Source organism: Betaproteobacteria bacterium, from assembly GCA_016720065.1.
In the GTDB taxonomy this organism is placed as follows: domain Bacteria; phylum Pseudomonadota; class Gammaproteobacteria; order Burkholderiales; family Rhodocyclaceae; genus SSSZ01.
Map to the genome: position 1 here is coordinate 300,241 of JADJXY010000002.1, position 12,483 is coordinate 312,723.

Genomic DNA, 12,483 nt, shown 5'->3' on the forward strand with positions numbered 1-12,483 from the left:
TTCCGGGCTAGAATCCGCGCATGATCCATCCCGGCGCCGTCGTTCTCACCTGGCTGCTCGCCACCGTGACCCTGCAATTCCTCGGGGCTCACGCCCTGGGCCTTGCTGCGCTGGCCCTTTTGCTGACGGGTAAAGGGGTCATCGGGCGCTGGGCCCGCCAGGTACGCCGGGCGCGCTGGCTGTTGCTGACCCTGGCGCTTGTCTTCGCTTTCGGCACGCCGGGGGAGGCTGCCTTTCCCGTGGCCTGGGCGCCCACCGATGCCGGCGTGGAAGCGGCGGGCCTGCATGGTTTTCGCCTGGTGCTCCTCCTGGGCCTCCTCGCTCTATTGTTCGAGTGGCTCGACCGCAGACGTCTGATCGTCGGTCTGGGGTCCATCGCCGCACCCCTGCGCTGTGTCGGCCTGCCCGTCGACGCTGCCGTGGTGCGTCTTGCCCTGGTCTTCGAATACCTGGAGACCCAGCCGGACAAGGGGTCCTGGAGAAGCATCCTGCAAGGGGCGGAAGGCGACGCTGCGGGACCGGACGTCCTGCAACTGGAGATCACCTCCTGGCGACTGCGCGATGCTTTCCTCCCGGGGGCGGCACTGGTTGTCCTTGTCGGCCTCGGGGCGCTGCCATGAGGATCGCCCTGGGGCTCGAATATTGTGGAACCGACTTCCACGGCTGGCAGAGCCAAAAGGAGGGCAGTACCGTCCAGGACGCTCTGGAGGGCGCGCTGGCCTGCATCGCCGATGGGCCGGTAGCGACGCTGTGCGCCGGTCGCACCGACACCGGGGTCCATGCCACGCAGCAGGTGGTTCATTTCGACACCGCTGCCGAGCGGCCGCTCAGCGCCTGGGTGAGGGGCGTCAACACGCACCTGCCCGATAGTGTGGCGGTGCGCTGGGCGCAGCCGGTGAGCGAGGATTTCCATGCCCGCTTCAGCGCCCGGGGCCGGCGCTACAGTTATCTTCTGCTCAATCGCCCCCAGAGGCCGGGGCTGTGGCGCGGACGTACCGGCTGGTTCCACGGCCCGCTGAGTCTTGAAGCCATGCGGGCCGGCGCTGCCCACCTCCTCGGCGAGCACGATTTCTCCGCCTTCCGGGCCGCCGAATGCCAGGCCAGGTCACCGGTCAAGACCCTGTGGCGGGCTGAGGTGAGACAGTCGGGGGAGTGGTTCGTCTTCGATTTCGCCGCCAGCGCCTTCCTTCACCACATGGTGCGCAATCTCGTCGGCAGCCTGGTCCATATCGGAAAAGGCGCCCAGGCACCGGCGTGGACGGCCGAGTTGCTGACCCAGCGGGACCGCAAGCTGGCAGCACCGACCTTTTCTCCCGACGGCCTCTATTTTCGTGGGCCTCTCTACGAAGCCCACTGGGGACTGCCCGAGTCCGACGACGATTTCCTGCCAGGAGTTTCTCCATGACCCGTTGCGAGCGCACCCGTATCAAGATTTGCGGCCTCACTCGCGAAGAAGACGTCGATGCCGCCGTCGCGGCGGGCGCCGACGCCATCGGCTTCGTCTTCTATCCGCCCAGCCCGCGCTACGTCACGCCGCAGCGGGCGGCGGAACTGGCACGGCGCCTGCCGCCCTTCGTCGCTGCTGTGGGGCTCTTCGTGAACGCCGAGCCTTCTGCGCTTGAAGCCACCCTGGACGCCGTGCCCCTGCACGTTCTGCAATTCCATGGCGACGAAAGCGAGGCCGATTGCCAGCGCTACCGGCGCCCCTACCTCAAGGCGGCGCGGGTAACTGCCGACCTGGATTTGGTACAATGCGCGGCCCGTTTCCCGACGGCCCAGGCTCTGCTGCTGGACGCCTTCGTCGAGGGCTATGGGGGTGGGGGCAAAACCTTCGACTGGTCGCTGATACCGGCGCAATTGCCACTGCCCGTGGTCCTTTCCGGCGGGCTGGAGGCTTCCAACGTGGGCGAGGCGGTAAGGCGGGTACGTCCGGCGGCGGTGGATGTCTCCTCCGGCGTCGAGGTGGCCAAAGGCATCAAGGACGCGGCCAGGATCAGAGCCTTCATCGCCGCGGTTCGGGCTGCGGAAACGAATTAGGACTCAAGTCATGCGTAAACAACCGGGTGGCCTCACCCGCATCTTCTGGCGGCGCCATTCGGCCAAGCACACCTGAAACGGCAAGACTCTGCAGGCCCGCAGTTTCTTGACCCTTTCCGGAGATTTCCCATGTTGGCTACCCCCTATACCCTGCCTGACGCCACCGGCCATTTCGGCCCCTACGGCGGCGTCTTTGTCGCCGAGACCCTGATCGCCGCCCTGGACGAGCTGCGCGCCGCCTACGAACGCGCCCGCAACGACCCGGCCTTCATGGCCGAGTTCAACTACGAGCTCAAGCACTACGTCGGCCGCCCGTCCCCCATCTACCACGCCAAGCGGTGGTCGGAGATCCTCGGCGGCGCCCAGATCTACCTCAAGCGGGAAGACCTCAACCACACTGGCGCCCACAAGGTGAATAACTGCATCGGTCAGGCACTTCTCGCCCGGCGCATGGGCAAGCCGCGGGTCATCGCCGAGACCGGCGCCGGCCAGCACGGGGTGGCCACCGCCACCGTCGCCGCCCGCTACGGCATGGAGTGCGTGGTCTATATGGGCAGCGAGGACGTCAAGCGCCAGGCCGCCAACGTCTATCGCATGAAGCTCCTCGGCGCCACCGTGGTGCCCGTGGAATCCGGTTCCAAGACCTTGAAGGACGCCCTGAACGAAGCCATGCGCGACTGGGTCACCAACGTGCACGACACCTTCTACATCATCGGCACCGTCGCCGGTCCGCACCCCTACCCGATGATGGTGCGGGACTTCCAGGCCGTCATCGGCGAGGAATGTCTGACCCAGATGCCGGAGATGGTCGGCCGCCAGCCCGATGCGGTCATCGCCTGCGTGGGCGGCGGCTCCAACGCCATGGGCATCTTCTACCCCTATATCCCGGTCGACGGCGTCAAGCTGATCGGCGTCGAGGCAGCGGGGGAGGGGGTCGAGACGGGGCGGCATGCCGCTTCCCTCACCGCCGGCGTCCCCGGCGTGCTGCACGGCAACCGCACCTACCTGCTGCAGGACGAGAACGGCCAGATCATCGACACCCACTCCATCTCCGCCGGCCTTGACTATCCCGGCGTCGGTCCCGAGCATGCTTACCTCAAGGATTCCGGCCGTGCGGAATACGTGCCGGTGAGCGATGCCGAAGCGCTGCAAGCTTTCCACGACCTCTGCCGCCTGGAAGGCATCATCCCCGCCCTGGAGTCGTCCCACGCCCTGGCCTACGCCGCCAAGCTGGCGCCGACCCTGGCCAAGGACAAGATTCTGCTGGTCAACCTCTCCGGCCGGGGTGACAAGGACATGCACACCGTGGCCGAAAAATCCGGAATCCAGTTCTGATGTCGCGCATCCAGCCCACTTTCCAGCGCCTCGCGGCGCAAGGCCGCAAGGCCCTCATTCCCTTCATCACCGCCGGTGATCCCGACGCCGCCCTGACGCTGCCCCTCATGCACGCCCTGGTGGAAGCCGGCGCCGACGTCATCGAACTGGGCGTTCCCTTCTCCGATCCCATGGCCGACGGCCCCACCATCCAGCGGGCTTCCGAGCGCGCCCTGGCCAGGGGCATGACCCTGAAGAAGGTGCTGGAACTGGTGGTGGCCTTCCGTGCCACCGACAGCGCCACGCCCGTCGTTCTCATGGGCTACGCCAACCCCATCGAGGCCCTGGGCCTGGAGAAATTTGCCGAGGCCGCTGCCGCGGCGGGCGTCGATGGCGTGCTGGTGGTGGATTACCCGCCCGAGGAAGCCACGGCCTTCGGTGCCGCCATGAAGTCCCGGGGCATGGATCCCATCTTCCTCCTGGCGCCCACCTCCACCGACGCCCGCATCGCCCAGGCGGGCGAGGTGGCCAGCGGCTACGTCTATTACGTGTCCCTGGCCGGGGTGACCGGCGCCGGGCACCTCAACATCGATGCCGTCGCCCAGCGCATCCCCCAGATTCGCGAAAAGACCGGCCTGCCGGTAGGCGTCGGCTTCGGCATCCGCGATGCCGCCTCGGCCGGACGCATCGCCGCCTTCGCCGACGCCGTCGTGGTCGGCAGCCGCATCATCGAGGAAATCGAACAATCCACCCCGGAAACCGCCTGTGCCCGCGTCAAGGCGCTGGTGGCGGATATCCGCCGCGGTGTCGACGGAGCCCAAACATGAGCTGGCTGAACAAACTTCTTCCCCCCAAGATCAAGCACGAACAAGGGACCCAGCGGCGCAGCAATCTGCCCGAAGGGCTGTGGAGCAAGTGCCCCTCCTGTGAGGCGGTGCTCTACGCCACCGATCTGGAAAGCAATCTGCACGTCTGCCCCAAGTGCGGCCACCACAATCGTCTCAGCGCCCGCCAGCGCCTGGACATGCTCCTCGACGGCGAGGAGCGCTACGAAATCGGCGCCGAAGTGTTGCCGGTGGATAGCCTCAAGTTCAAGGACAGCAAGCGTTATCCCGCCCGCCTCAAGGAGGCTGCCGAAGCCAGCGAGGAATCCGATTCCCTGGTCGTCCAGCAGGGCAGCATCAAGGGCATCCGTGCCGTCGTGGCGGCCTTCGAATTCGATTTCATGGGGGGGTCCATGGGGTCGGTGCTCGGAGAGCGCTTCGTCCAGGGCGTGCAGATCGCTGCGGAGGGCGGCATGCCCTTCCTTTGCGTGACGGCGTCCGGCGGCGCCCGCATGCAGGAAGGGCTTTTCTCCCTCATGCAGATGGCCAAGACCACGGCAGCCCTCACCCGGCTGTCGGAAAAAGGGCTGCCCTTCATCTCCGTCCTCACCGACCCCACCATGGGCGGCGTTTCCGCCTCCTTCGCCTTCGTCGGCGACGTGGTCCTGGCTGAACCCAACGCCCTCATCGGCTTCGCCGGTCCGCGGGTCATCGAGCAGACGGTGCGGGAGAAACTGCCGGCAGGCTTCCAGCGGGCCGAATTCCTGCTGGAAAAGGGCGCCGTCGATGCCGTGATCGACCGGCGCGAGCTGCGCGACCGCATCGCCCAGATACTCGCCCTGCTCCTGAAACAGCCCGCCTCGGCATGACGGGCACGGGACGGGGACACAGCGCATGTTGAGGCGTACGGGCATGCTCCTTTTTCCCGCCCGCACCCTGCCTTCCGCCCTGGGGGCAGCGGCAGCCCACCGGGACGCAAGGCGTCCTCCCCGCTGATGCTCCTCACAGACTGGCTGGCCCATATCGAGGGCCTGCATCCCCGGGGCCAGGCCGGAATCGAGCTTGGCCTCGACCGCATCCGCCGCGTGAAGGACGCGCTCGGTCAGACGCAGCGCTGCCCGGTGATCGTCGTGGGCGGCACCAATGGCAAGGGTTCCACCTGCGCCTACCTGGAAAACATCCTCCTGCGCGGCGGCTACCGGGTGGGCTGCTATACCTCGCCCCATCTGCTGGCCTACAACGAGCGGGTGCGTCTTGCTGGCCGGCCCGTTGCCGACGACACCCTGTGCGAGGCCTTCGCCAAGGTCGAGGCCGCCCGGCGTGACAGTGGCGTCGCCCTCACCTATTTCGAATTCGGTACCCTGGCGGCCTGGGAGGTCTTCGCCGCGGCCGAAGTCGATGCGGCGATCCTCGAAGTCGGCCTGGGCGGGCGTCTCGACGCAGTCAATGTCTATGACGCCGACGCCGCCATCGTCACCGCCATCGACCTCGACCACACCGACTGGCTGGGGTCCGACCGGGAGGCCATCGGCTTCGAGAAGGCGGGCATCTACCGTCCGGGGCGCCCCGCCTTCTGTGCCGATCCCCGGCCGCCCCGCTCCCTCCTCGACCATGGCGCCAGCATCGGCGCCGACCTGCGCCTCATCGGTCGCGACTTCGGCTTCGAGCGGGACCTGGCCCTGGCCCAGGGGGGGGAGAGCCGTCTGCAATGGCGCTGGTGGTGTCGCTCCGGCGACAGGCTGCTCAAGCGCGCCCTGGCCTATCCGGGCCTGCGCGGACCGACTCAGCTCTACAACGCCGGCGTGGCCCTGGCCGCCCTGGAGGCCCTGGCCGACCGCCTGCCGGTCACCATGCAGGCCATCCGGCCGGGGCTCATGGAGACCGAGTTGCCGGGACGCTTCCAGGTAGTGCCAGGCAAACCGGCCATCGTGCTGGACGTGGGCCACAATCCCCAGGCGGTACGTGTCCTGGCCGACAACCTGGGCAGCATGGGCTTCTTCGATCGCAACCATGCGGTGGTCGGCATGCTGGCCGACAAGGACATTGCCGGGGCCCTGGCGCCCCTGCGCGGCAAGGTGGACGCCTGGTATGCCGCCAGTCTTGACGGTCCCCGGGGCACTCCGGCCGAGCATCTGGCTGAAATCATCGCCCGGGAGGGGCTGGGCGGGAAGGTCTCCTGCCACGCCTCGCCGGCCGAGGCCTTCGAGGCGGCCCGGGGAAGGGCGGGGGAAAGTGATAGAATCCTGGCCTTTGGATCGTTCTATACGGTGGCCGGTGCCCTGCAAGCCATGCGGAACCGGAGCGAGTAGTCAGTCAGATAGGTTCAGCTATGTTCGGCCCGCCCCGCATCCCCGCTCGCTTTGTCGCTCATCCTCGCCATAGCTGCGGCTATGGCTGCGATTCGCTTCGCGCGACCGGGGCGCGGCTGCGCGCCTCGACATCGACGCAAACCTGTCTGACCGACGACTAGCCCATGCAAGAAGCAGACCCCCAACTCCCCCTGAAGAAGCGGGCCCGCCGTCGCCTGGTTGGTGCCATTGCCTTCGTTACCCTGCTGGCGGTGTTTCTTCCCATGCTGATGGACCACGAACCACGCCAGCCCAGCCAGGACGTGGAAATCCGCATTCCTGGCCAGGACGAGAAGCCCTTCGCGCCCAAGTTCGCCGGCCCCGCCGACAAGGCCGCCCCGCCGGCAGCCGCACCGGTGGCGCGGCCGGCGGAAGCCCCCAAGGGGGTGGAAGTCGCCAAGCCCGTCGCTGTGCCGCCGGTGGAAAAGCCGGTGCCGGTGGCTGAGAAGCCGGCCGCGAAGCCCACCGAGAAGCCGGCCGAGAAACCCGTGGAAAAGCCGGCCGAGAAAGCGGGCGACAAGCCTTCAGGCAAACCCGCCGTAGCGGAAGCGCAAAGGGCGGCGGCCATCCTGGACGGCAAGCCCGTGGCTGCGGCGCCCGTGGCGGGGGGCGAGCAGGTGATTCTCATCGGCGCCTTCGCCAACGAAGGCAACGTCAAACAGATCAAGGCCAAGCTGGGCGAACTGGGCATCCGCGTCTATACCGAACCCCTGGATTCCCCCCAGGGCAAGAAGACCCGGGTGCGGGCCGGTCCCTTCCCGAACCGCGAGGCGGCGGAGAAGGCCCTGGAGAAAATGAAGCGCATCGGTGTTTCGGGAGTGGTGGCGGCCAAGCCATGACGCTGTTCGACTGGGTGGTCGTCGCGGTGGTCGCGGCGTCCCTGTTGCTGGGTTTATGGCGGGGTGTCGTGGGTGAGTTGATCGCCCTGGTGGCCTGGGTGCTCGCCCTCTACGCCGCCCTGGAATTCGGTGCGCCGGTGGGCCAGAGTATGGGGACGGTAATCGGCGACCCGACGCTGCGCGTCCTGGCAGGCTACGCGGCGGTCTTCGTCGGTGTATTGGTGGTCATGGCGCTGCTGCGTCTGGCGGTGCAGGGACTGGTCAAGACCCTGGGGCTGGGACTTTCCGACCGCCTGCTGGGCATGGTTTTCGGCGTCCTGCGCGGTGTGCTCGTCGTTCTGCTGGGGGTGGCGGTGGCCGGCATGACCCCGGCGCCGCGGCAGTCGTGGTGGCGCCAGGCGACCCTGGCGCCAGCGCTGGAAACGGCAGTCCTGGCCCTGAAGTCCTGGTTGCCGGCCGATGTGGCAAAAAGAATTCGATTTACCTAGGTAGAAGACTATGTGCGGGATACTCGGAGTCATGGCAACAACGCCGGTCAATCAGCTCCTCTACGACGGGCTGATGGTGCTGCAGCATCGCGGGCAGGACGCGGCGGGCATCGCCACGGCGGAGGGCAACACCTTCCACCTGCACAAGGGGCCGGGGCTGGTGCGCGACGTCTTCCGGACCCGCAACATGCGGGCGCTGCCCGGCAATTGGGGCATCGGCCACGTGCGCTACCCCACGGCGGGTTCCGCCTACAACTTCGCCGAGGCCCAGCCCTTCTACGTCAATTCGCCCTTCGGCATCGTGCTGGGGCACAACGGCAACCTGACCAACGCCGACCAGTTGAAGGAAGAGATGTTCCGTCTCGACCGCCGCCACATCAACACCAATTCCGATTCCGAGGTGCTGTTGAACGTCCTGGCCCACGAGCTGCAGGCTGCCGCCCACGGCTACGAACTGGACGTGGAAAGCATCTTCCAGGCGGTGGCCGGCGTCCATCGCCGCTGCCGCGGCGCCTACGCCGTGGTGGTCCTCATCGCCGGTTACGGCCTGCTGGCCTTCCGCGACCCCTACGGCATCCGGCCCCTGGTCTATGGCAAGAACGAGACCGAGGCCGGCACCGAATACCTGATCTCCTCCGAGTCCGTGGCCCTCGATACCCTGGGCTTTGAGATCGTGCGCGACATCGAACCTGGCGAGGCGGTGTTCATCGACCTCGACCACAGGCTGCAGAGCCGCCAGTGCGCCCAGCAGCCCACCTACTCGCCCTGCATCTTCGAGTACGTCTACCTGGCGCGGCCCGACTCGGTCATCGACGGTGTTTCGGTGTACGAGTCCCGCCTCAAGATGGGCGAATTCCTGGCCGAGAAGGTCAGGCGGACCATTGCGGTGGACGAGATCGACGTGGTCATCCCCATTCCCGATTCCAGCCGGCCGGCGGCCATGCAGCTCGCCCAGGCCCTGGGCATCCCCTACCGCGAAGGCTTCGTCAAGAACCGCTACGTGGGGCGTACCTTCATCATGCCCGGCCAGGCCATGCGCCGTAAGTCGGTGCGCCAGAAGCTCAATACCTGCGGCCAGGAGTTCAAGGGCAAGAAAGTGCTGCTGGTCGATGACTCCATCGTGCGCGGCACCACCAGCCGGGAAATCGTTGACATGGCCCGGGCGGCCGGTGCCCTGAAGGTTTACTTCGCCTCGGCGGCGCCGCCGGTGCGCTTTCCCAATGTCTACGGCATCGACATGCCGACCCGGGCCGAGCTCATCGCCACCGGCCGTACCGACGCCGGCATCGCGGCCGAAATCGGCGCCGACGCCCTCGTTTATCAGGACATCGAAGCCCTCAAGCAGTCGGTGACCGCCCTCAACCGGGACCTCACCGTCTTCGACGCCTCCTGCTTCGACGGCTGCTACATCACCGGCGACGTGGACGAGTATTACCTCGACGCCGTGGAAGGCCTGCGCGGCGGCGGCAAGGGGGCAAAGAGCGACGACGATGGCGACGGCAAGGCCTCGCAGCAACTCGTCCTGCAACTGGCTTCCGGAGGGCAGGACTGATGGCCGACACCCCCCAATACCGCCCGGAAACCCTGGCCGTCCGCGCCGGCCAGGAGCGCAGCCAGTTCGGCGAGCACGCCGAGGCCCTCTACCTGACCTCCAGCTTCGTCTTCAAGAGCGCCGCCGAAGCCGCCCGCCGCTTTTCCGGCGAGGAACCGGGCAACGTTTACGCGCGCTTCTCCAACCCCACGGTGACCATGTTCGAGGAGCGCCTCGCGGCCCTCGAAGGTGCCGAAGACTGTGTCGCCTTTTCGAGCGGCATGGCCGCCATCATGGCCACGGTCATGGCCCACCTCAAGGCTGGGGATCACATCGTCGCCTCCAGCGGCCTGTTCGGGGCCACGGTGCAGCTCTTCAGCGCCATCCTGTCGCGGGCCGGCATCACCACCAGCTTCGTGCCCCAGACCGACCCCGCCGCCTGGGAGGCCGCCATCCGCCCGGAGACGCGGCTCTTCTTCCTGGAAACGCCGTCCAATCCGCTCACCGAGATCGCCGACATCCGCCTGCTGGCGGAGATCGCGCACCGCAAGAACATCCTGGTGGCGGTGGATAACTGCTTCTGCACGCCCATCCTGCAGCAGCCCCTGCAACTGGGTGCCGACCTGGTGATCCACTCTGCCACCAAGTACATCGACGGCCAGGGTCGCGTCCTGGGCGGCGCCGTGTGCGGTCCCAAGGCCCTGACCGAGGAAGTGTTCAAGTATCTGCGTACCGCCGGACCGACCCTGTCCGCCTTCAACGCCTGGGTGCTGCTGAAGGGCCTGGAGACCTTGAAATTGCGCGTCGAGGCCCACGCCGCCAACGCGGCGCGCCTGGCGGCCTGGCTGGAAGCCCATCCCAAGGTGGCCCGGGTGTTCTACCCCGGCCTCGCCTCCCACCCCCAGCACGAATTGGCCAGACGCCAGCAGCGCACGGGCGGGGGCATCGTCTCCTTCGAGGTCAAGGGCGGCCGGGAAGCCGCGTGGAAGGTGGTGGATCACTGCCACCTCCTTTCCATCACCGCCAATCTGGGCGACACCAAGACCACCATCACCCATCCCGCCTCCACCACCCACGGCCGCATCAGCCCTGAAGCCCGGGCCGCCGCGGGCATCGGCGAAGGCCTGCTGCGCATCGCCGTCGGCCTCGAAGCGGTCGAAGACCTGCAGGCCGACCTGGAGCGCGGTCTCTCACTTCTCTGAGCCTGGGCTTCTGGTTCCACCCAAAAGCCGCGCCGCTCACTTTTCAATCCCCTGACGGGGTGCCCTGCGCGGCACCCCTGGAGTTTCCATGCATTTCAATCAACTTGGCCTCTCGGCCGAACTGCTGCGTGCCGTTGCCGAGCAGGGCTACGACACCCCGACCCCCATCCAGGCCCAGGCCATCCCCGCCGTACTGGCGGGGCGCGACCTGATGGCCACCGCCCAGACCGGGACCGGCAAGACCGCCGGCTTCACGCTGCCCATCCTGCAACTGCTCTCCGGGGGCGGCAACGACCGCCTCACCCGGCTGGCCAAGACGCCCCGCGTCCTGGTCCTGGTTCCCACCCGGGAACTGGCCCTGCAGGTCGAGGAAAGCGTGCGTACCTACGGCAAGCACCTGCCGGTCACCTCGACGGTGGTCTTCGGCGGTGTCGGCATCAATCCCCAGATTTCCGCCCTGCGCCGCGGCGTCGATATCGTCGTCGCCACCCCGGGGCGCCTGCTCGACCATGTGCAGCAGCGCACTATCCATCTCTCCGGCATCGAAATCCTCGTCCTCGACGAAGCCGACCGCATGCTGGACATGGGCTTTATCCGCGACATCAAGAAGATCATCGCCCTCCTGCCCAAGCGGCGGCAGAACCTGCTCTTCTCCGCTACCTTCTCGCCGGAAATCCGCGAACTGGCCGCCGGCCTCCTGCACGACCCGCAATCGGTGGACGTCGCCCCGCGCAACACGGCGGCCGAAACCGTCCGCCAGCGGGTGATCGAAGTGGATCGGGAGCAGAAGCGCGATCTCCTCCTGCACCTGTTCGAAACCCGGGGCTGGCACCAGGTGCTGGTCTTCACCCGCACCAAATACGGTGCCGACGCTCTGGCCCGCAGGCTCGACAAGGCCGGCATCAGCGCCGCCGCCATCCACGGCGACAAGACCCAGGGCGCCCGTACCCGGGCCCTGGGCGACTTCAAGGCCGGCAAGCTGGCCGCCCTGGTGGCCACCGACATCGCCGCCCGCGGTATCGATATCGACGCGCTGCCCTACGTGGTCAATTACGAGCTGCCCAACGTGGCCGAGGACTACGTGCACCGCATCGGCCGTACCGGCCGCGCCGGCCAGGAGGGGGAGGCCATCTCCCTCGTCTGCCACGACGAGCGGGGCAACCTGAAGGACATCGAAAAACTCATCCGCCGGGATCTGCCCCGGGAGTACGTGGCCGGCTTCGAACCCTCGCCCCACGCCCAACCCCGCCCGGCTCCTGCCGGCGCAGCCCCCGCGCCCGCGGGCCGCAAGCCCGCTCCCCGCGGCGATTCCCGCCGCCCGGCCGGCCAGGCCCCCCGCCATCGGAGCGGCAGCCGGCATCGCTAAGCCTCGCCCGCCCTGCGAGCCGGGGGAGACGGAAAGACGCTCGGGCCGACCCTCGGCCGGGCGGTGCCGCCTCAAGCCCCCCTGAGTTTGACCAGAACCTCTGCATCGCTCAGGGGCGCGCCGACCCAGACGATCACCTTCGACGCGCCGGCCCCCCGAGCGAGTTCCTGGAACAGGCGTTCTTCGACCTGGCTCAGACCGCCCTCCAGCGTTGCGAGGGGATGGATCACGGCGGGGGCGTATAAGGCAAGACCGCGGGTCTCGGCAACGAGGGTCGTCACCCCAAAAACCCCCGAAGCAAGGGGTTTCCCTGATTGAATACGTCTATCGCGCCCACGCGGCATATGCCATAGTCCGAGAACATTGCGGGTGGCATGAGTTCTGGCTCGGGGGAGATGGGAATGAAGGGGAGTCTGCGGCAAGGGGCAAGACTGGGATTTATTGGGGCAGTGCTGGCGAGCGCGGCCCTGGCGTCGGCGCAGGCTCCTTTGCAGGTATGCAATGCGGAAAACAGCCAGAGCTGCGTAGCCCATC

13 protein-coding genes are annotated in these 12,483 nt (G+C 67.5%); 12 read left to right on the forward strand and 1 reads right to left on the reverse strand.

Annotated elements, in window-relative coordinates:
- Positions 1 to 20: 20 nt before the first annotated feature.
- The 12 genes from IPM73_04590 (at position 21) to IPM73_04645 (ending at position 11,949) form a co-directional block, all read left to right on the forward strand.
- A complete protein-coding gene (locus tag IPM73_04590) occupies positions 21 to 620 on the forward strand; it encodes a hypothetical protein (protein ID MBK8917341.1) in 600 nt (199 codons plus the stop codon).
- Positions 617 to 1,405, forward strand: coding sequence for a tRNA pseudouridine(38-40) synthase TruA (gene truA / locus IPM73_04595; protein ID MBK8917342.1), 789 nt, complete (start codon positions 617 to 619; stop codon positions 1,403 to 1,405). The genes IPM73_04590 and truA overlap by 4 nt, the downstream gene beginning before the upstream one ends.
- Positions 1,402 to 2,037 carry a phosphoribosylanthranilate isomerase gene (locus IPM73_04600; protein MBK8917343.1) on the forward strand — a complete coding sequence of 212 codons (636 nt, stop codon included), beginning with the start codon at positions 1,402 to 1,404 and terminating at the stop codon, positions 2,035 to 2,037. Before truA ends, IPM73_04600 begins: the two co-directional genes overlap by 4 nt.
- A gap of 129 nt (positions 2,038 to 2,166) precedes the next feature.
- Positions 2,167 to 3,372 (forward strand): tryptophan synthase subunit beta, encoded by a 1,206-nt coding sequence (trpB, locus tag IPM73_04605; GenBank protein MBK8917344.1) that lies wholly within the window; start codon positions 2,167 to 2,169, stop codon positions 3,370 to 3,372.
- Positions 3,372 to 4,178 (forward strand): tryptophan synthase subunit alpha, encoded by an 807-nt coding sequence (locus IPM73_04610; protein ID MBK8917345.1) that lies wholly within the window; start codon positions 3,372 to 3,374, stop codon positions 4,176 to 4,178. Before trpB ends, IPM73_04610 begins: the two co-directional genes overlap by 1 nt.
- On the forward strand, positions 4,175 to 5,044 hold the full coding sequence (locus IPM73_04615) for an acetyl-CoA carboxylase carboxyltransferase subunit beta (GenBank protein ID MBK8917346.1): 870 nt from the start codon (positions 4,175 to 4,177) through the stop codon (positions 5,042 to 5,044). The genes IPM73_04610 and IPM73_04615 overlap by 4 nt, the downstream gene beginning before the upstream one ends.
- A gap of 126 nt (positions 5,045 to 5,170) precedes the next feature.
- On the forward strand, positions 5,171 to 6,484 hold the full coding sequence (folC, locus tag IPM73_04620) for a bifunctional tetrahydrofolate synthase/dihydrofolate synthase (GenBank protein ID MBK8917347.1): 1,314 nt from the start codon (positions 5,171 to 5,173) through the stop codon (positions 6,482 to 6,484).
- Between the two features lie 164 nt (positions 6,485 to 6,648).
- Positions 6,649 to 7,362 (forward strand): SPOR domain-containing protein, encoded by a 714-nt coding sequence (locus IPM73_04625; protein MBK8917348.1) that lies wholly within the window; start codon positions 6,649 to 6,651, stop codon positions 7,360 to 7,362.
- Entirely contained in the window at positions 7,359 to 7,850 is a 492-nt protein-coding gene (locus tag IPM73_04630) for a CvpA family protein (GenBank protein ID MBK8917349.1), read from the forward strand. The genes IPM73_04625 and IPM73_04630 overlap by 4 nt, the downstream gene beginning before the upstream one ends.
- A 10-nt stretch (positions 7,851 to 7,860) precedes the next feature.
- Complete coding sequence (purF, locus tag IPM73_04635; protein MBK8917350.1) at positions 7,861 to 9,402, forward strand: amidophosphoribosyltransferase; 1,542 nt, start codon at positions 7,861 to 7,863, stop codon at positions 9,400 to 9,402.
- The gene (locus IPM73_04640) at positions 9,402 to 10,583 is read left to right on the forward strand and encodes an O-succinylhomoserine sulfhydrylase (protein ID MBK8917351.1); all 1,182 of its coding nucleotides are present in this window, start codon (positions 9,402 to 9,404) and stop codon (positions 10,581 to 10,583) included. The genes purF and IPM73_04640 overlap by 1 nt, the downstream gene beginning before the upstream one ends.
- An 88-nt stretch (positions 10,584 to 10,671) precedes the next feature.
- The gene (locus IPM73_04645) at positions 10,672 to 11,949 is read left to right on the forward strand and encodes a DEAD/DEAH box helicase (protein MBK8917352.1); all 1,278 of its coding nucleotides are present in this window, start codon (positions 10,672 to 10,674) and stop codon (positions 11,947 to 11,949) included.
- Between the two features lie 71 nt (positions 11,950 to 12,020).
- Here IPM73_04645 and IPM73_04650 read toward each other — a convergent pair whose 3' ends face one another.
- Positions 12,021 to 12,230 (reverse strand): hypothetical protein, encoded by a 210-nt coding sequence (locus IPM73_04650; GenBank protein MBK8917353.1) that lies wholly within the window; start codon positions 12,228 to 12,230, stop codon positions 12,021 to 12,023.
- Between the last annotated feature and the right edge of the window lie 253 nt (positions 12,231 to 12,483).